General features: G+C 47.2%; 23 protein-coding genes. 7 read left to right on the top strand and 16 right to left on the bottom strand.

Going from position 1 to position 19777, the window contains the following annotated elements; genetic code table 11:
- The first annotated feature begins 157 nt into the window (after window positions 1-157).
- From CXB77_RS20940 to CXB77_RS02845, 3 genes are all read left to right on the top strand, one after another.
- Window positions 158-373 (top strand): hypothetical protein, encoded by a 216-nt coding sequence (locus tag CXB77_RS20940; protein ID WP_242445385.1) that lies wholly within the window; start codon window positions 158-160, stop codon window positions 371-373.
- Window positions 374-419: 46 nt separating this feature from the next.
- Entirely contained in the window at window positions 420-908 is a 489-nt protein-coding gene (locus tag CXB77_RS20935) for a hypothetical protein (RefSeq protein WP_347338038.1), read from the top strand.
- Window positions 909-1127: 219 nt separating this feature from the next.
- Window positions 1128-1643, top strand: a complete 516-nt coding sequence (locus CXB77_RS02845) for a DUF599 domain-containing protein (RefSeq protein ID WP_105072715.1) — start codon at window positions 1128-1130, stop codon at window positions 1641-1643.
- A gap of 178 nt (window positions 1644-1821) precedes the next feature.
- Here CXB77_RS02845 and CXB77_RS02840 read toward each other — a convergent pair whose 3' ends face one another.
- From CXB77_RS02840 to CXB77_RS02760, 16 genes are all read right to left on the bottom strand, one after another.
- Window positions 1822-2103 carry a type II toxin-antitoxin system RelE/ParE family toxin gene (locus tag CXB77_RS02840; protein ID WP_105072714.1) on the bottom strand — a complete coding sequence of 94 codons (282 nt, stop codon included), beginning with the start codon at window positions 2101-2103 and terminating at the stop codon, window positions 1822-1824.
- Window positions 2100-2333: a hypothetical protein gene (locus CXB77_RS02835; RefSeq protein ID WP_105072665.1), complete on the bottom strand. Its 234-nt coding sequence runs from the start codon at window positions 2331-2333 to the stop codon at window positions 2100-2102. The genes CXB77_RS02840 and CXB77_RS02835 overlap by 4 nt, the downstream gene beginning before the upstream one ends.
- A 98-nt stretch (window positions 2334-2431) precedes the next feature.
- Window positions 2432-3361 (bottom strand): DUF1566 domain-containing protein, encoded by a 930-nt coding sequence (locus CXB77_RS02830; protein ID WP_146108651.1) that lies wholly within the window; start codon window positions 3359-3361, stop codon window positions 2432-2434.
- A gap of 77 nt (window positions 3362-3438) precedes the next feature.
- Entirely contained in the window at window positions 3439-4281 is an 843-nt protein-coding gene (locus tag CXB77_RS02825) for a KilA-N domain-containing protein (protein WP_105072663.1), read from the bottom strand.
- A gap of 412 nt (window positions 4282-4693) precedes the next feature.
- Window positions 4694-6271 (bottom strand): hypothetical protein, encoded by a 1578-nt coding sequence (locus CXB77_RS02815; protein ID WP_242445382.1) that lies wholly within the window; start codon window positions 6269-6271, stop codon window positions 4694-4696.
- Between the two features lie 101 nt (window positions 6272-6372).
- A complete protein-coding gene (locus CXB77_RS02810) occupies window positions 6373-7863 on the bottom strand; it encodes an AAA family ATPase (RefSeq protein WP_105072712.1) in 1491 nt (496 codons plus the stop codon).
- A 51-nt stretch (window positions 7864-7914) separates the two neighbouring features.
- Window positions 7915-8103 (bottom strand): hypothetical protein, encoded by a 189-nt coding sequence (locus tag CXB77_RS02805; RefSeq protein ID WP_105072711.1) that lies wholly within the window; start codon window positions 8101-8103, stop codon window positions 7915-7917.
- Window positions 8104-8152: 49 nt separating this feature from the next.
- Window positions 8153-9145: a DUF1566 domain-containing protein gene (locus tag CXB77_RS02800; RefSeq protein WP_105072710.1), complete on the bottom strand. Its 993-nt coding sequence runs from the start codon at window positions 9143-9145 to the stop codon at window positions 8153-8155.
- 121 nt (window positions 9146-9266) lie between these two features.
- The gene (locus CXB77_RS02795) at window positions 9267-9542 is read right to left on the bottom strand and encodes a BrnA antitoxin family protein (RefSeq protein WP_105072656.1); all 276 of its coding nucleotides are present in this window, start codon (window positions 9540-9542) and stop codon (window positions 9267-9269) included.
- Window positions 9529-9795: a BrnT family toxin gene (locus CXB77_RS02790; RefSeq protein ID WP_105072693.1), complete on the bottom strand. Its 267-nt coding sequence runs from the start codon at window positions 9793-9795 to the stop codon at window positions 9529-9531. Before CXB77_RS02790 ends, CXB77_RS02795 begins: the two co-directional genes overlap by 14 nt.
- 92 nt (window positions 9796-9887) lie before the next feature.
- Entirely contained in the window at window positions 9888-11471 is a 1584-nt protein-coding gene (locus CXB77_RS02785; protein WP_242445360.1) for a hypothetical protein, read from the bottom strand.
- Between the two features lie 101 nt (window positions 11472-11572).
- A complete protein-coding gene (locus CXB77_RS02780; protein ID WP_105072709.1) occupies window positions 11573-13063 on the bottom strand; it encodes an AAA family ATPase in 1491 nt (496 codons plus the stop codon).
- A 51-nt stretch (window positions 13064-13114) separates the two neighbouring features.
- Entirely contained in the window at window positions 13115-13303 is a 189-nt protein-coding gene (locus CXB77_RS02775; RefSeq protein ID WP_105072708.1) for a hypothetical protein, read from the bottom strand.
- Window positions 13304-13411: 108 nt separating this feature from the next.
- Entirely contained in the window at window positions 13412-14479 is a 1068-nt protein-coding gene (locus tag CXB77_RS02770) for a DUF1566 domain-containing protein (protein WP_172452497.1), read from the bottom strand.
- A 104-nt stretch (window positions 14480-14583) separates the two neighbouring features.
- Complete coding sequence (locus CXB77_RS02765; RefSeq protein ID WP_105072652.1) at window positions 14584-14820, bottom strand: DUF4351 domain-containing protein; 237 nt, start codon at window positions 14818-14820, stop codon at window positions 14584-14586.
- A gap of 347 nt (window positions 14821-15167) precedes the next feature.
- Complete coding sequence (locus CXB77_RS02760) at window positions 15168-15749, bottom strand: Rpn family recombination-promoting nuclease/putative transposase (protein ID WP_242445359.1); 582 nt, start codon at window positions 15747-15749, stop codon at window positions 15168-15170.
- Between the two features lie 227 nt (window positions 15750-15976).
- On the opposite strand from CXB77_RS02760, the gene CXB77_RS02755 reads away from it, so the two are divergent.
- Genes CXB77_RS02755 through CXB77_RS24345 form a run of 4 tightly spaced genes read left to right on the top strand, consistent with a single transcriptional unit; the run spans window position 15977 to window position 19563 of the window.
- Window positions 15977-17263, top strand: coding sequence for a nucleotide sugar dehydrogenase (locus CXB77_RS02755; RefSeq protein ID WP_105072651.1), 1287 nt, complete (start codon window positions 15977-15979; stop codon window positions 17261-17263).
- Between the two features lie 17 nt (window positions 17264-17280).
- Complete coding sequence (locus tag CXB77_RS02750; RefSeq protein ID WP_347338037.1) at window positions 17281-18753, top strand: NAD-dependent epimerase/dehydratase family protein; 1473 nt, start codon at window positions 17281-17283, stop codon at window positions 18751-18753.
- Window positions 18754-18772: 19 nt separating this feature from the next.
- Entirely contained in the window at window positions 18773-19510 is a 738-nt protein-coding gene (locus tag CXB77_RS23490; protein WP_431520698.1) for a proton-conducting transporter membrane subunit, read from the top strand.
- Window positions 19483-19563 carry a hypothetical protein gene (locus CXB77_RS24345; RefSeq protein WP_431520697.1) on the top strand — a complete coding sequence of 27 codons (81 nt, stop codon included), beginning with the start codon at window positions 19483-19485 and terminating at the stop codon, window positions 19561-19563. Before CXB77_RS23490 ends, CXB77_RS24345 begins: the two co-directional genes overlap by 28 nt.
- The last annotated feature ends 214 nt before the right edge of the window (window positions 19564-19777 follow it).

Raw genomic sequence — 19777 nt, 5'->3', positions numbered from 1 at the left:
TTAAAGTTCCATAGGAGAGATGCAATGTTATTTGACGTTGATGATTCATTCAGCATGATGAATCTCGTTTATTCTCGGTCTTGTATACATTCCGCTATTATTAGCAATCGCACGATCATTAGGACTGTATGCGATTGTTAAAGAATGTGAAGCGCAAGTGTTTACACTATTCGGCAAGGTAATTGGTACATTAACGGAACCAGGATTGCGCTTTCCGTTGGGTTATTTTGGTCTGAAAGCGTTATTAGTGCCATTTTTCGGCAAGCGTTATCGTGTTTCAACCAGTTTGCGCCAGCATTATTTGCGAGATCAAATGGTGAATTCTGAAGAAGGAACGCCAATGGGTGTGGCATTTGGTATGAAATGCGTGTGAGCGATCCGTTGCATATTTATTTCGCAATGCGAATCCTGATGCGTCATTGCAAGCAAATGTTGCAAGTTCGACGATTTCAACGTTGAGCAATTTAGAAATGGATAAGATGTTGGAAGATCGTCATCAATTGAGTCGGCGCGTTCGCGCTACGGTGTCGCCGTTATCAGAGCAATGGGGTTATCAATTGGGTTCGGTGTATATTCGCAAGGTTGCATTTACTGATCGGCAAATGGTCAATAACATTACTGACAAAGTTGTAAAACGTTTAGTGCAGGTGACAAGCGCAATGAAACAAGATGGCGATAATCGTGTTGGTTTAATTAAAAGCGAAACAGCATTTAAAGTATCGCAACAGATGGCTGAAGCTGCTGCAACGCGCCCTGAAATTGTAGGAGCGGCACTCAATGCAATTGCTGGTCAAGACCCTGAAGTGCTTGATGCAGTAATGAATGTGATGGAAACCGAGCAGCTTATTCATTCCGGTGCGACAGTTGAAGTATTGCCAGCCAATTCGGAGATTCTAGTGCAGCTTTAGTTTTAGCACTGAGTTTAAGTGTACGGTCGATTTGAGCATTTTTATGTCAAGTTTTTCTATTTCTGCGTTGCTATATCATCCTTGGGCAATGATAATTGATGCGATAGGTCTATTATTGCTGACAGGTTATCATGTTTATCTCAGTTGGATTCTGCGCCATACGCCACACCAAACACATCGCGGGCGGTCTAGTTATCTTCGTCATGCTGGGTAAAAACGCTGCGTGAAAAGGATAAAGATATTCTTGCAATTCAAACAATGCGCAATTGGGTGATGTCAGCAACGTTATTTGCATCAACATCAATGGTGATTGGTTTAGGTATAATGCAAGTGAGTTTTACCAGTGAAAAAATCTATGCGTTATCTCAAGCATTAAGTTTTTTTCCACCAGTTTCTGATTTATTGATCAAACTAAAATTGCTGGCATTGGCTGGCGTATTTTTTAATGCGTTTTTACATTTTTCGTTGGCGTTACGTTACTACAACCAGAGTGGTTTTCTCATCAATTTGCCAGCGAATTATTTTGAAGGCGATGCTGATCTTGTTGTCTCTAACGTGCTTAATTTGGCTGGAAATCAATATCATAACGGCACACGTATTTTCTTGATTGCAACGCCGTTTACACTGTGGATTATTGGTCCAGATTGGTTTCTTGTTGGAGTGTTTATTGTGTTGTGGCTGCTATATCGTTTTGATTTCCATAATTCTTTAGATACAGATCAGCAATTGCCATAATTTCGCTGGTTTTTCAAATTATTTTAGCTATTTCAATCAGCACTGCATCTCACTTTGTACAAATGGAATGCGGTTTTATTAAAGAATCAAAAAGATCAAAATCACTGTCCGAGGCGAACGTGGGTGCTATCTGCTCTGCCATAGTAGAAATCCACGCTAGTGATGTTCCAGTACGGAGTTAGTACACTTCATTGTGATTGCCAATATCTAATAGCAAAATCACTTCACAGTTTTCTGAATCTTTTTCCAGTTTGAAAATCAGACGACAATCATAACCACAGGTGCAAGCCCATAGTCCTGCCAAAGCACCACTCAATTTGTGTGTACCTAATGACGGTGCAAAAACATCGCGTTGCATCATAAGAATGACATCATCAAGATGAATTTGTAGTGCAGAATCACGCTTTGTCACTTTTCGATATGCGCGTTGAAACTTTGGAGTGATAACGATTTTTCTCATTCGTCTTGCGCGATAAATTGATGTAGTTGCGCGATTGCAGCTTCCGCAGAACTGGCTTGCAATTGACCTGCATAAAAAGAATTAACGGCATATTGTGCCTCAGCAGCAATTTCAGCGCGGCGTATTTCAATTTGGCGCAGTTGTAAAATCTGCACCAGCATTTCTTGTTGCTCGCATGGCAATTGCAATACCGTTTCAAGTGCTTGATCCAAAGTCATTAGTGCCGACATATTCAAAACCTCATTTTTTATGCGATTTCTAAATCAACCTGCATTCCCTTTTTTTATCAAAGAAATGCGGTTTTATTAAAGAATCAAAAAGATCAAAATCACTGTCCGCCGCGAACGAGGCGAACGTGGCCGTCGCTGTTCCGACCGCAGTTGTAGGCGACGCCACTGCTGAAAACCACATACCATGCGAAGTCCGAATAGCTGGCATGATGGAGAGAACCCGACCAAAACCACCACTTCGGCGTATTGGGAAAAGCCTGTTGATCAATAGCCGGTTTTTGATCTTTGACTATCAGCGTTTTTAATTCATCAATTGACGGCAAGCGCCAATCGCTGTGTCCGGCATATCCGCCGTGTTGATTCAATTCGTTGACTGCTGAATGTGCTTCATCCCAGTTGTATTTTTTCGCTTCTCCGTTGCAAGTCTCACCTGTCCAAGTTTGCCCCAAAGCGCAGCGCATCCATTGCAAATCGGTTTTAATATCTAGCACTATGCCATTGCCTAAATCACGATAGCGCCCGTTAATAATGGATGAGCCAATGGAGCAATCTTTGAAAATCAACGCGCCGTCGTTTACTTCTAAAGTAAGCGTCATGTTGTCTAAAGATTCGAGCGTATCCAAAAAAAGAACCCGATTCTTAAATAGTTTAACTGCGTTGGCTTGAATCGGCAGCAATTCCGCAAAATCAATCGCTTGGTTATCGGTCTCGCTATGCGTAACCACTTCCGCAATGTTCAAACCGAATTTAGGCGTAGGATCATTAAACAAAACCGCAATCACGGCATCATCCGCTTCAACGGCGAAAATCTCGCACAAGCGTTTGAATACTGTTTGATCGTCATCGCTGGTGTCAATTGCCTGTAACGCTTCCAATTCGGTATTCAATTTGCGCACCGCCAGCCATTTTCCCAACAATCTGCTGCGATAATGCGCGAGAATTTCCAGCGTAAAATGCTCGCGGATTTCCTCGATATTCTTCGCTCTGATGCCGTCAATTGGCAGATCAAACTTGATGATTTTGGGCATAAACGCATCTCCGAAATGAATGGTTCCAATCGTCAATTGGGTTGCTGCTATTGGCAACCCAATCGACAAATGCTGCTTTATTGCGCAGGCGGTAGTAGTTTACCAGCGCGATGCGCTTCTAATCGCATCAATAATTGAGGAAAGCAATTAACGAAAAACAGCGGTTGCGTCTCGCGGGGATTATTCGGGCTGGTTTCATTGCGCCCGTATTGCAAACCTTCTTCCGTCAAACTCCAAAACTGCTTGATTTTATTGCCAGTGCTTTTGCGTGACAGCCGTTCCAAAATTCCCATTGCTTCCAATGCCGGATTAACCAGCTTGGCGACGTGATGATACAGCGGATTACTCATGTCCTTGAGCAGAGATGTAATCGCCTTCACCTGTGGTTCATTCACATAATCCGGCAGAAAATCGGAATTGATGTCTTTGCTTTTACAAAAAGCAGCGTACATCCGAATCTTGCTGGTTTCTGAAACGCGCAATTCCCGAATAGCGGATTCAAAAATCTGAATCTCAATTGCTGGTTGATAAAGCAATGCAGGTGTAAGTGGTTGCAATGCGCCTGTGACAACTGCATCAAAGGTGCGAATAACCTGTAGGTGAAACGCAGCGCTGATCCACATGGCGTAGGCATAGACCAGTTCACGCACGACGTAGGTGCCGGGCTTACTGCCGCCGTTGATAACCTTAACTGGTTGATTTTGTTCCAGTCCTAGATTTTCAGGAGTGAGTAAATTCAATGGCTTAGACAATTCAGCAATCAGGTCTTTTGTCTGCTGATTTGCCAGCCAATTGCTTGGTTGATGGATTTTCATACCACCGGATGCCTTGTGTAGATCGTTGAGGCTATAGCGCCCTTCAGCATCCTGACGGATCGAAATCTCGCCGATGGTGATGGTGGGAGTAGTGAGGTTGGGCATAAAAAACTCCAGTAACTGCGGATAAACCGCCAACTCCGAGACTAATCGGGGCGGGCAGGAGTGCGGGTTAGTCTACCGAGTACTGGAACCGGCGAGCCTTGCAGCTCCCCGCACGTCCTACACCATGAAAACTGGGAGTCAATGCGACAGACATAAAAAAACCGCGTTGCGCGGCGGATGTCCGCCAATACATCAGGAGACTAATCCCGACCGTCATGTTGACGGTGAATTCAGGTTATATCTGAAAGCTAATTGAGTCAAGTCTGTGGTTTATTTTTTCTTAAAGTGCCACATTCACTTCAGCGCACCAATGTCAACTACGAAATCAACCACAATTTCATCGCCGCACAATCTCCATATTATTTAATTCACTGCATCATCTTTTTTGTCATCAATAAAATAGGTTTTTATCTCAAAACCAATTCAACGGATTGAGTGCGCTGGCAACGCTGGTCACCACGTTTTTAACGCCTTCTGCAATACTTTTCATCACGCTCACCGCAGTTTTAACAATTGCTTTACCGCCGGCATAAACTGCCTCGCCAATGGTGCTGCCCGCCATGCCGCCGACCACGCCGCCAACAAAACCGCCGACTGCGATACCAATTGGGCCAAAAATCGCGCCCAATGCCGCGCCTTGCGCCATGCCATAACCTGCGCCCATTAAACCGCCAATTGCGCTGCAACTGACATTGCCCGCTGCATCAAGGGCTTCTTCACCGCTGAGTTCGCCGGTCGCAAACTTAAATAATACTTTTGCGTTTTCCATACCGACATAAACAATATTGGCAATGCGTCCGGCGGGAGTATTTTTTAATAACGCTCCCAACCAACCATTTTTAGCAGCCACGACCACTGCGCCAGACACTGCGACCTGTACGCCGACATTGGCTCCGCTTTTCACCGAACTTTCAAAAAATTCCTGTAAATCTTCATTTACCGAAGGATTTTCTTTACCAGTGATACTATTCCAAATCCGCCGTCCTAAAATACGAGCGCCCTGCATTCCAGCAGTAATTGCCGCGCCAGCCAATGCTTGTTTGCCAATAGCTTTGGCAACGTTCACCCGATTGACTTCACTCCATTCATATTCACGGATTTCAGCATCACGTTGTGCATCTTCCTGTAGCTGTTTTAATTCCTCACGGCTCGGCATGTCTACCGCAACATCATCAACTTCAATCTTGCTGGTGACTTTCCGATCTGGGAATTCTTCTTGCACCCGCTGCACCTGTTCTTCATGTACCACAATGGTCGTGCCTTCGGGATAACCCTTGTGATCTTTCAGATTTTTAATCAGTTGCTCGGTGTCAGCGTAGGATTTTACTTGGATGTTTTCAATCGGTTTTCCTGCGGCATCTTTCAATACAATGTCATGCGAATTCCAGCCAGTCTCATTTAAGACCTCGGCGCGAACGGTGGAGCCGCTGGTGGTCGCACGGATATTAAATTGATTGGCGATTTCGCTTTCCGCCAGCAAACCATGTAAATGCGGATTGATGCTGATCGTTCCATCTTGATTCAATACCCGCTCGCGGAATTGATCGTTGGCATCCGTTAAAGCGCGATCAATTCCAGCGGCGTATTCACCTACATTGATCACGCCAGCTTGTTTAGCGCCCATTTCAAGCCGCTGCGCCAACCAACTATCGCGGCTTTTGTTTTTATCCAAATGCGTGTACAGCGCCGTTTTTGCTTCATTCGCTGCCGTGACGCTAACAATGATCTCATTGGTGGTGGTGATTATTTCCGCGTCATCCTGCCAAATCATCGGATACAAGCGAAACTCACTGGTGAGCCATTCATTCAAGGGCAGTTCATGGCGCTGGCGGCTATAAGAATCGACAAATGTTGTAATGAGATTGCCCGTTTTTTCTGCATTCTCCTCACCGTGAAACACCTGCACAGCGATTTGATTGGCGTGTTGCTGTTGCACCTGTTCATCGTTGAGTAATTCAAAGTCGTTGGTTGCAGAAGTGGATTGAGTCATGTTGCTGCTCCGATTAAATGTAATGGTGAACAATAAAAAACCCGACATTGCCAGCGGCAACGTCGGGTCAAATGAATAGCAAAATGCGGGTAAAAATGCAATCAGGATGCGGGTTTAATTTTCATTTCTGCGAACCGATCCGCATATTCCTGAACCTTCTTTTTCATTACTTCACGCAGCGGATGCGTATTATTGATGACGCGCAATAACCGCGCATTGTCAAGCGTGGCGCAATTTTGCACAAATGCCTTTTCAATCGCTTCTTTTACTACTGCTTCAATATCTGCGCCCGAATAGCCCTGCGTTTTTTGCGCCAATTCTTCCAATTGAATCTGCGCGGATAAACGGTTGCGGCGTTCTAAATGCACGCGGAAAATCTCAACGCGCTCGGTTTCAGTGGGAAAATCGACATAAAAAATCTCATCAAAACGCCCTTTTCGCAGTAATTCTGGCGGCAATGCGGAAATATCATTGGCAGTGGCAATCACAAATACCTGCTTGGTTTTATCTTGCATCCACGTTAAAAAATAGCCGAATAACCGCGTTGCTACTTCTGAACCTTCGCCGCCGCTACCAATCCCAACAAACGCCTTTTCTACTTCGTCCACCCATAACACGCAGGGGCTCACTGCTTCGGCAACCTGAATCGCACGGCGCATATTGCCTTCACTTTCGCCAACGTATTTGCCCATCAATGAACCCATATCCAGTTTTAATAAGGGCAAATTGAATAACGCAGCAGTGGCTTTGGCGGTCAAGGATTTACCGCAGCCGGGCATTCCGACAATCATCACGCCTTTTGGTGGTTCAACCCCAAACGCTCGCGCTTCTGGCCAATTGGAGAGCACCAGACTTTTTTGTTGCAGCCAAGGTTTTAATTTGCCGAGACCACCGATGTCTTCTAACTTTTCGCGCACGGTCAGCATTTCTAAAATGCCGCTTTTTTTAATGATCTGCGCTTTTTCTGTCAGCACTAAATCTAAATCATCAAGGCTAATTTTGCCGCTGCGTTGATAACTGCGATTGATGAGTTGCCCGATTTCATAACGGGTTAAACCTTGCAGCGCCAATGCGAGTTTGCTGCGGCTGGTGGCATCTAACTTGGTGTCATAAGCGGTTGTATAGCTGTCGAGTTCTTCACTAATCACCGTTTCATCGGGCAACGGCAATTCAAATAGCGTGATAAACTTTTCCAATTCCGGCGGCAGCAATACCTGCGAGGAAATCAGGAATAGCGTCACGGCGCTGTCGTCATCGGCGAGGATGCGATTGACCAGCAATTTAAGGCGGGCGATGGCCAGCGGCTGATCGCGCAAACCGAGATGGGCATCGCGGATGACGATGACGTGATGCTCAAGGTCTTGATCTAACAGGTTATCTAGCGCAGTGGCGAGATCGCACCACGCGATGAGCGGGCGCTTGGTGGCGAAATCGACCATGCCCCGCGCCATATTCCATTCCAGAATTTTGCGGCCGTCGGCGAGATCGCGGATTAGCGCGTCGGCTTCATTCTCGGCGTGAGTGAGTAAATAAAGCAGCGGATAATGCGATTCAACATGAGCGCGAATTGTTTCAGTGAGGGAGTTGGGCATGAATTGAAATCTCGATATTGAATGCCATAAAAACCGGTTGAAAACTCGTAATCAATGCCGCAGCTCCCGATGATCCAATGTTAAAAACAAGGTATCAGCAGCAATGCGCAATTCCTCATCGGCGACTGCATCATCAGGGATTTCAATCGGCAAGCGGAGTAAATTCAAAAGCATTTCTTTTTGTTCATTAGCAGGCAGTGCTTTGAACATCGAAATAAATTGTTGTGCAGTTGCTGTCATTATTAACCTCGATTCAGTTTTCACGTTGAATCAATCAAAAAGATTAAAATCACTGTCTGCCGCGCACGAGGCGGACGTGTACATTGGCTTTCGGAGTGTAGCGGTCAATGTGGCCACCACGGTAGAAAGACATGTACCAAACGTTGCCCGAGTTGTTGGCAACCGGAGAACCGGACCAAAAATCCGATACCGGAGTATTCGGAAAAGCCTGTTGGTCGATAGTCGGTTTTTGACCTTCTACGATCAGCGTTTTTAATTCATCAATTGACGGCAGCCGCCAATCACATTGTCCAGCATAGCCACCATTTTTATTCAATTCATTGGCTGCGGAATGTGCGGCATACCAGTTGTATTGTTTCGCTTCTCCGGTGCAAGTTGCGCTTGTCCAATTCTGTCCCAAAGCGCAGCGCATCCATTGCAAACCGGTTTGAATATCTAGCACTGTGCCATCACTGAAATCCGAATAACGCTGCCCGCAAGGTTTACCCACTTTTCCCGTTTGAATATCAAGCACCGTGCCGTCGCCAAAATCAAAATAACGTGTGGTAATTTTAGCGATCCGACACGACTTAAAAATCAAAGATCCCTGCGCGGACTGTAAAATCAAATCAGTGCCGTCTAAATCGGCTGAATTAAAAAATAATGCCCGTTCTGTGAATAACTTTAATTCACCGGCTTTAATCGGCAGCAAATCAGCAAGATTGATGATCTTATCGGCAGACTCTGCTTGCTTTACGACCTCGGCGACCGTCAAGCCTAATTTAGGCATGGGATCATTAAACAAGACCGCAATCACAGCATCATCCGCTTCAACAGCGAAAATCTCGCACAAGCGTTTGAATACCGCTTGATCGTCGGTGCTGGTGTCAATTGCCTGTAGTGCTTCCAATTCCTCGCTTAATTTGCGCACCGCCAGCCATTTTGCCAACAGCCCGCTGCGGAAATGAGCGAGAATTTCAAGGGTGAAATGGTCGCGGATTTCCTCAATGTTCTTTGCTCTGATGCCGTCGATGGGTAAATCAAACTTGATAACTTTTGGCATGATGAATGCTCCAATAAACAACTGCGGTGAAAAGAAATGCGGGAACTTTGCGTGTTATAACCCGCAACCAATCATAAGCAAATGGCGTCATCATTTCAATCTGTCCTAGTACTCAATGTCATCACAGATGGTTGTGCGTTGCGACATAATTGCGCAGCACCTCGTTAATGCGCTGTTCCCAATCATCACCCAATGCTTTTAGAGCCACTAAAACATCTTCATCAATTTGAATTGCGGCAGAGAATTGAGGTGAGCAACCAATACGCACAAAGGGTTTTACTGCGTCCCATTCTTCATCAGTGAATGGCATTGCATCGGGATCAGACATCGCCGCTGCAGTAATTAAAGCATCTTCTTCTGGAGTAGGAATGATTGTTCCGGGTTTAAGTTTTGGCATAGTGTTTTATCTCACGAGGGTTAGCTTTGCGTAGGCTAATAATACGCCGTACATTGGCACGATCAACAAAAGCCACAAAAAACAAACGCAGCCCGATATAGCCAATTCCACACTGGCGTGGTTCACCATAATCGCGTCGATTATCCAACCATGTTAATGCTGTATCCCAATCTAAATCTGCCGCCAATGCTAACGAAACGGAATGTTTCGCTAAATTTGCTGCATCTTTTTCCCGGTCATAAGTGAATTTCACCCAGCACTCCCAAATCAATACTAAAAGTTGATGGTGTCGATAGACAGATCGAACTTCATCATAAGATTGGCGGTAAATATACGCCAATTGTTTTACCAACCAAACCAATTCAACGGATTGAGTGCGCTGGCAACGCTGGTCACCACGTCTTTAACGCCTTCTGCAATACTTTTCACCACGCTGACCGCAGTTTTAACAATTGCTTTACCGCCGGCATAAACTGCCTCGCCAATGGTGCTACCCGCCATCCCACCGACCACGCCACCAATAAAACCGCCAACTGCGATACCAATTGGGCCAAAAACTGCGCCCAATGTCGCTCCTTTAGCCGCACCCAAGCCAGCGCCCATTAAACCGCCAATGGCGCTACAACTGACATTGCCTGCGGCATCAAGGGCTTCTTCACCGCTGAGTTGACCGGTCGCAAACTTAAATAATACTTTTGCGTTTTCCATACCGACATACACGATATTGGCAATGTGTCCGGCGGGAGTATTTTTTAATAACGCTCCCAACCAACCATTTTTAGCCGCCACCACCACTGCACCAGATACGGCAACCTGTACGCCAACATTGGCTCCGCTTTTCACCGAACTCTCAAAAAACTCCTGTAAATCTTCATTTGCCGAGGGATTTTCTTTACCAGTGATGCTATTCCAAATCCGCCGTCCTAAAATACGAGCGCCTTGCATTCCAGCAGTAATCGCTGCGCCAACCAATGCTTGTTTGCCAATAGCTTTGGCAACGTTCATCCGATTGACTTCACTCCATTCGTATTCGCGGATTTCAGCATCACGTTGTGCATCTTCCTGTAGCTGTTTTAATTCCTCACGGCTCGGCATATCCACCGCAACATCATCAACTTCAATCTTGCTGGTGACTTTCCGATCTGGGAATTCTTCTTGCACCCGCTGCACCTGTTCTTCATGCACCACAATGGTTGTGCCTTCGGGATAACCCTCGTGATCTTTCAGGTTTTTAATCAGTTGATTGGTGTCAGCGTAGGATTTTACTTGGATGTTTTCAAGCGGTTTTCCCGCCGCATCTTTTAATACAATGTCGTGCGAATTCCAGCCAGTCTCATTTAAGACCTCGGCGCGAATCTTGGAGCCAGTGGTGGTCGCACGGATATTAAATTGATTGGCGATTTCGCTTTCCGCCAGCAAACCGTGTAAATGCGGATTGGTGCTGATGGTGCCATCTTGATTGAATACGCGCCCGCGAAATTGATCGTTGGCATCCGTTAAAGCGCGATCAATTCCAGCGGCGTATTCACCCACATTGACCACGCCAGCTTGTTTAGCGCCCATTTCAAGCCGCTGCGCCAACCAACTGTCACGGCTTTTGCCTTTATCTAAATGCGTGTACAGCGCCGTTTTTGCTTCGTTCGCTGCCGTGACGCTGACAATAATCTCATTGGCGGTGGTGACTATTTCCGTCTCATCCTGCCAAATCGTCGGATATAAACGAAACTCACTGGTGAGCCAGTCATTTAATGGCAGTTCATGGCGCTGGCGGCTATAAGAATCGACAAATTTTGTAATGAGATTGCCGGTTGTTTTAGCGTTTTCTTCACCCTGAAACACTTGCACCGCGAGTTGATTGGCGTGTTGCTGTTGCACCTGTTCATCGTTGAGTAATTCAAAGTCGTTGGTTGCAGAAGTGTCTTGAGTCATGTTGCTGCTCCGATTAAATGTAATGGTGAACAATAAAAAACCCGACATTGCCAGCGGCAACGTCGGGTTAAATGAATAGCAAAATGCGGGTAAAAATGCAATCAGGATGCGGGTTTAATTTTCATTTCTGCGAACCGATCCGCATATTCTTGAACCTTCTTTTTCATCACTTCACGCAGCGGATGCGTATTGTTGATGACGCGCAATAACCGCGCATTGTCAAGCGTGGTGCAATTCTGCACAAAGGCGATTTCAATTGCCTCTTTTACCACTGCTTCAATCTCTGCGCCCGAATAGCCTTGCGTTTTTTGCGCCAATTCATCTAAACGAATCTGTGCGGATAAACGGTTGCGGCGTTCTAAATGCACGCGGAAAATCTCAACGCGCTCGGCTTCAGTGGGAAAATCGACATAAAAAATCTCATCAAAGCGTCCTTTCCGCAGCAATTCTGGCGGCAATGCAGAAATGTCATTCGCGGTCGCAATCACAAAAACCTGTTTGGTTTTATCTTGCATCCACGTTAAAAAATAGCCGAATAACCGCGTTGCTACTTCTGAACCTTCGCCGCCGCTACCAATTCCGACAAACGCTTTTTCTACTTCGTCTACCCATAACACGCAGGGGCTTACTGCTTCGGCAACCTGAATCGCACGGCGCATATTGCCTTCACTTTCGCCAACGTATTTGCCCATCAATGAACCCATATCCAGTTTTAATAAGGGCAAATTGAATAACGCAGCAGTGGCTTTGGCAGTCAGGGATTTACCGCAGCCGGGCATTCCGACAATCATCACGCCTTTTGGTGGTTCAACCCCAAACGCTCGCGCTTCTGGCCAATTGGAGAGCACCAGACTTTTTTGTTGCAGCCAAGGTTTTAATTTGCCGAGACCGCCGATGTCTTCTAACTTTTCGCGCACGGTCAGCATTTCTAAAATGCCGCTTTTTTTAATGATCTGCGCTTTTTCTGTCAGCACTAAATCTAAATCATCAAGGCTAATTTTGCCGCTGCGTTGATAACTGCGATTGATGAGTTGCCCGATTTCATAACGGGTTAAACCTTGCAGCGCCAATGCGAGTTTGCTGCGGCTGGCAGCATCTAAATTGGTGTCATAAGCGGTTGTATAACTGTCGAGTTCTTCACTAATCACCGTTTCATCGGGCAACGGCAATTCAAATAGCGTGATAAACTTTTCCAATTCCGGCGGCAGCAATACCTGCGAGGAAATCAGGAATAGCGTCACGGCGCTGTCGTCATCGGCGAGGATGCGATTGACCAACAATTTAAGGCGGGCGATGGCCAGCGGCTGATCGCGCAGGCCGAGATGGGCATCGCGGATGACAATAACGTGATGCTCAAGGTCTTGATCTAACAGGTTATCTAGCGCAGTGGCGAGATCGCACCACGCGATGAGCGGGCGCTTGGTGGCGAAATCGACCATGCCCCGCGCCATATTCCATTCCAGAATTTTGCGACCGTCGGCGAGATCGCGGATTAGCGCGTCGGCTTCATTCTCGGCGTGAGTGAGTAAATAAAGCAGCGGATAATGCGATTCAACATGAGCGCGAATTGTTTCAGTGAGAGAGTTGGGCATGAATTGAAATCTCGATATTGAATGCCATAAAAAATGGTTGAAAACTCGTAATCAATGCGGCAGCTCCCGATGATCCAATTCTAAAAACAAGGTATCAGCAGCAATGCGCAATTCCTCATCAGCGATTGCATCATCAGGGATTTCAATCGGCAAGCGGAGTAAATTCAAAAGCACTTCTTTTTGTTCATTAGCAGGCAGTGCTTTGAACATCGAAATAAATTGTTGTGCATTATATATCATGGGTTTTCTCCATAAAGTTTAATGAAGCGCTGATTTATTCGGTGAGTGACCGCACTCTGGCTAGTAAAATCAATGCGTTACTGCAACTAAAGTCCTGCTGCATGTTACTTAAATCAGGTTGCCTTTAAATTGAAGAATAAAAGCTTTGTATCTCTCAAGCTCCATCTCAAGCTCTATTTTATTCAGTATCGCCGTATTATTTCTATAACAGATAACCATTTGCTTCATTGTCATCTCGTCGCGGACGAGGCGAACGTAATTGATATTGCCTTGAACATATTCAGTGGCACAGCCATCATTGAAGTTCATGTATTGTGATTGTGATTGTGGGTGTGGGTCGTCATCACCAAAAAAAAGAGAATTAGAACCAGCAAAGAAACCAGAACTCGGTGTATTGGGAAAAGCCTGTTGATCTATGGTCGGCTCTTGATCTTCGACTACCAGCGTTTTCAATTCATCAATTGACGGCAGTCCCCAATCACATCGTCCAGCATAGCCGCCATTTGTATTCAATTCCTTGACTGCGGAATACACGGCGTCCCAGTCGTATTTTTTCGCTTCTCCGTCGCAAGTTGCGCCTGTCCAAGTTTGCCCCAAGGCGCAGCGCATCCATCGTAAACCGGTTTGCGAGTCCCACACCGTACCATCGCCTGAATCATGGTAGCGTCCGTTAATCACCGATGATCGAATGATGCAATTTTTGAAAATCAACGCTCCTTCACACTCTTGCAAAATCAGTGTTTTATTATCTAAAGATTCGAGCGAATCCAAAAAAATAGTCCGGTTCTGAAACAGATTAACTGCGTTGGGTTGAATCGGCAGCAAATCAGCGAGATTGATAATTTTGTCGGCAGTTTCGTTTTGCTTCACTACTTCCGCAACAGTCAAGCCGAATTTTGGCATGGGATCATTAAACAAGACTGCAATCACAGCATCATCCGCTTCAACAGCGAAAATCTCGCACAAGCGTTTGAATACCGCTTGATCGTCGGTGCTGGTGTCAATTGCCTGTAGTGCTTCCAATTCCTCGCTTAATTTGCGCACCGCCAGCCATTTTGCCAACAGCCCGCTGCGGAAATGAGCGAGAATTTCAAGGGTGAAATGGTCGCGGATTTCCTCAATGTTCTTTGCTCTGATGCCGTCGATGGGTAAATCAAACTTGATAACTTTTGGCATGATGAATGCTCCAGTGGAATGATTAAAAAAAATGTTCATTGCCTGATTGACCTCAAGCAATGAACAACAGCGTCCTGTTTAACAGGTGACACATAGTCTATAACTTAATCATCAATAAAAACATCCTCTAAATTAAGCGCATCAAAAATGCGTTCAGCCCATAATTGGCGCTGCTCGCTGCTGCTTGCGCGTAAACGAGCACGGGTTTCTTCAGTGAGTGCGCCGAAGCGTTTAATGAACTGGCGCTCTAATAAACTGGTTTCACCTTCCAAGCGTCCCTTCTGTAATCCTTGCTCTAATCCTTGCTGCTCCCAAAAATGTGCGCAAAAGTGTTTATGCACAACTGGGTCATTCGCTCTCCGTTGATAGTGACATCACTGCAACTGGAGTCCTGGTTGGGCAGTCTCAACCGAACGGCCAACCTGCGTTGGCAACATCGAGTACTACTGAACAATTGCGCCCTGGCGTTACCATAAAAGCCACCCGGCTGATCATCCTTGGGCAGAGTGGCTTTGCGACCAAATGTTGTTCATACCCGACGGGACGCGAAACCTTCGCGCTTGTGGATACCATCCACCACTTTATTCTCAAACAACCATGCCTAAAAAACAAGAAAATCCACCTTTTTATATTCTCAATCTGTAGGGCGCGGTCACTGCTAAGAGTGTTTTCTATAGGTTAAAGAGCACTATAACGTACTTAATTTAATACTAGAGTCTAGCTCCAATCCTTGCTCCAATCCTTGCTGTTTCCATTCTTGAGTCCAATCAAGTACGCTTTCTGCCAACATGGTTTTAATCTCTAATAAATCACCTAGTTCTGGAAAATTGATGCCCGGCAATCGCGCCGGAATCAATACCCGTTTAATCCACACCGTAAATGCACGTCGTAAACTCGCTTGCTCAGGTGCATCAAGCCAATGAGTCAATGCAGTTAATGCCGCTTGCAATGGTTGTGGTCCTCGGCTTTTTTCTAAACGAAATAATGCCGCCACCAGATTTTTTAATGCCCAAGGTGTGCTTTCATCAATTGCGCCTTCATCAAGCAACAGATAACGTAGATGTGGCGCATAATCGCGCAACCGTACTCGCCAGAGCAAATCATCTTCGCGTTCGCGTAAATCATCGCTGATATAACTGCCGCTGACTTGTTCGAGCGTATCAAAATCAAGATCGGCAACCCAAGGCTCATTCACAAAGCCAATAAGAAGATCGCGCACCATTTGCGGATGCAAAAACAGTAGTTTGTAGCTAGGATCGTGAGTGTTCATATATTTTTACTTTGCTATAGCAGGTGTTATTGGTAAATCACAGATGATTGAGCGTTGCGACATCATTACGCAGCACCTCGTTAATGCGCTGTTCATAATCACCATTCAAAGTATTTATTGCATCATTTCCAGTCAATTAAAGTTGTGTTCGTCTTCTTAGGGTTTTATGATTCAATTTGCCGTGTGCTTAAACACTGCCGTTTTCACATTCATAGGAATGAAACGTTATGAAGACTATTGTTGCTGTTGTGGGTCTGGGTTATGTCGGTTTGCCGCTGGCAGTCGAATTTGGCAAACGCTATGAAACAATTGGCTATGATCTTTCTGAAACAAAAATCGCGCATTACCTTAATTATTGCGATCCAACTGGCGAAGTGAGCAGCGACGATTTGCGAGCAGCCAAGCGGCTCACGGTAAGCAAGGAGCCGTCCACGTTGCATCGCGCCGATGTCATCATCGTGGCCGTGCCGACGCCGGTCGATCAAACGCACATTCCCGATTTTTCGCCGCTGGTGAGTGCCTCGACGATGGTCGGCAAATACATGAAGCGCGGCGCAATTGTCGTTTATGAATCAACGGTTTATCCCGGCGCAACCGAGGAAATCTGCGTCCCGTTATTGGAGCAGCATTCCGGTTTGAAATGGCAACAGGATTTTCATGTCGGTTATTCGCCGGAGCGCGTCAATCCCGGCGACAAGGAGCGCACCATCACGCGCATCGTGAAGGTGGTTGCGGGTGATACTGCGCTGACGACCGATGTAGTCGCTGCGCTGTACGCTTCGGTGATTACCGCCGGCGTGCATCGCGCCAGCTCCATCAAGGTTGCGGAGGCGGCGAAGGTGATCGAGAACACGCAGCGCGATCTCAACATTGCGCTGATGAATGAGCTGGCGCTGATTTTCGACCGGCTCGGCATTGATACGTTGGAAGTGCTGCAAGCGGCTGGAACCAAATGGAATTTTCTGCCATTTCGTCCCGGTTTAGTCGGTGGACACTGCATCGGCGTTGATCCGTACTATTTAACGCACAAGGCAGTGGCGCTCGGTTATCACCCGGAAGTTATTCTCGCGGGGCGACGCATCAACGATGGCATGGCAGCGCATATCGCCCAGCAAACAGTGAAGCAGATGATTCAACACGGCGACCGAATTAAAGGCGCAACTGTCATCGTGCTCGGTCTTACGTTTAAGGAAAATTGCCCGGATTTACGCAATTCAAAAGTCGCCGATTTAATTGCGGAATTGCAATCATTTGGCTGCAACGTCGTAGTACACGATCCATTAGCAGCAGCAATAGAAGCTGAACATGAATACGGATTAACGCTCACGCCGTGGGAACAATTGCCGAATAACGCTGCGGCAATGGTTGCAGCGGTATCGCACCGTGAGTATTTAGCAATGCCGCTGGCGCAATTAACTGCGCATCTCAAAGCAGGCGGTGTCTTTATTGATGTCAAATCAGCTTATGATCCGGTGGCAATTCGTGCTGCGGGTTTTAATTTGTGGCGACTGTAAATTTTAGGAATTCAACGATGACGACTTACGATCAACTTCGCATTCAATTACCGACTGCGCCACGCACTTGGTTGATTACCGGCGTTGCCGGATTTATCGGCTGCAACCTATTAGAAACACTATTGAAATTGGATCAGCATGTGATTGGTCTGGATAACTTTGCTACCGGCCACCGTCACAATCTTGATCAGATTCAGCAGGCAGTGACACCTGCGCAGTGGGCGCATTTCCGCATGATCGTTGGCGATATTTGCCATTTGGATGATTGCCGCGCCGCTTGCGTTGGTGTTGATTATGTATTGCATCAGGCGGCGCTCGGTTCGGTGCCGCGTTCATTAGAAGACCCGATTGCGACCAATGCCGCCAATATCACGGGTTTTCTCAACATGTTGGTGGCAGCGCGGGATGCGCGAGTCAAACGGTTTGTGTACGCAGCATCGAGTTCGACCTACGGCGATCATCCCGGGCTGCCCAAAGTGGAAGATGCGATTGGCAAACCGTTGTCGCCTTACGCCGTGACCAAGTTGGTCAATGAGCAATATGCCGACGTGTTCGCCCGCGCTTATGGCTTCAAAACCATCGGTTTGCGCTACTTCAACATTTTCGGCGCACGTCAAGACCCCAACGGCGCGTATGCCGCTGTCGTGCCGAAATGGACGGCCGAGATGATTTTCAATCAAGCGTTGTGGATCAACGGCGATGGCGAAACCAGCCGCGATTTCTGCTACATCGCCAACACCGTACAGGCTAATTTGCTGGCAGCGACCGCCACGCATCCTGACGCGACCAATCAGGTTTACAACGTTGCAGTGGGCGAACGCACCACGCTCAACGAATTGTGTGAAGCGATTCGCTCGGCACTCGCGCCGCGCTTTCCACATCTCGCTGATTTCAAACCGAATTATCAGGATTTCCGCGCTGGTGACGTGCGCCATTCGCTCGCCGATATTTCCAAAGCCAAAACACTGCTCGGCTATGAACCCACGCATCGCATTGGCGAAGGATTGATTGAAGCGATGGATTGGTACGTCGCCAATTTGGGAAAAATCCCCCCCAGCCCCCCTTTTTCTAAGGGGGGAGATGAGGAAAGCCCCTCTTTGAAAAAGGGGGTTGGGGGATTTATGAATGCTCCGCCCGTGTTGCTATTGGCGCTGGCAGCAATCACGCTGGCGCTGACTTCATCCGCAGTGTCGTTATTTGCCAACCGCGAACCGCGTGTGCTGCGGTTGGTGGCAACGCCGCTGCTGGGTTTATCCGGTGTAGCGGCACTGGCAGCGGGACTGAGCGCATTTGATTTTGCACAGCAATGTCGCAATGACGCTGCCGTTCGGGTTGCCGTGGCTGCCGTGGCACATTCGCGTGGACGCACTGTCTGGGTTTCTATTGCTGCTGATTGGTTTAGTCACCAGCGCAGTCGGGATTTACGCGCCAGCATACGTCCGCGATTTCGAGCGCGGGCGCGATTCACTGACTGCGCTGGGCGGATTTAGCGGCTTGTTTTTAACTGGAATGTTGCTGGTCGTACTGGCCGATGACGCTTTCGTGTTTATGGTGGCATGGGAATTGATGTCGCTCGCGTCCTATTTTCTGGTCGCGTTTCAACACGAAAGCGCCGCCAATCGCCGCGCTGCCTTTTTGTATTTACTGATGGCGCACCTCGGCGGACTCGCCATTTTGCTGGGATTTGGCGTGTTAGCCGCATTCGGACACAGCTTTGAATTTGCTGCGATGCGCACCGCGCCGCTGTCCTCTGGCTGGGCAAGCATCGCCTTCATGCTGGCATTCATCGGTTTTGGCATGAAAGCCGGACTCGTGCCGCTCCATGCTTGGCTACCAGAAGCGCACCCTGCCGCGCCGTCGCACATTTCCGCGCTGATGTCCGGCGTCATGTTAAAAGTGGCGGTATACGGATTTATCCGCGTCGTGTTTGATTTGATTGGGCAATTCCAATGGCAATGGGGCGTGACGCTGATTGTCATCGGCAGTTTATCGGCGTTAATGGGCGTGTTATTCGCATTGATGCAAACTGACCTTAAACGACTGCTCGCGTATTCGTCAGTCGAGAATCTCGGCATTATTTTCATTGCTTTAGGCTGGCACTGGTATTTCTCAGCACCGGCAATCCACTGCTCGGCGCATTGGCTTTTGTTGCGGCGCTCTATCACAGCCTCAATCACGCACTATTCAAAAGTCTGCTGTTTTTTGGCGCAGGCGCAATTTTGCACAGCGCCCACGAACGCGATTTAGAGCAAATGGGCGGACTATTGCGCCGAATGCCGTGGACGGGAATGTTTTTTTAATTGGCGCGTTATCCATTTCGGCGCTGCCGCCATTCAACGGTTTTGTGTCTGAATGGCTGATTTTTCAAGCAGCACTGCAAGTGGCAATTAGAAAGCGGCGTATTGCGCAGTTTGATTCCAATTGCTTCCGCCGTGCTGGCGCTCACTGGCGCACTGGTCGCAGCGACTTTCGTCAAGGTTTACGGCATCGCATTTTTGGGACAAGCGCGATCGC

This window comes from Chromatium okenii (assembly GCF_002958735.1).
GTDB classification, from domain to species: domain Bacteria; phylum Pseudomonadota; class Gammaproteobacteria; order Chromatiales; family Chromatiaceae; genus Chromatium; species Chromatium okenii_A.
This window is presented reverse-complemented; position numbering and strand designations above follow the sequence as displayed.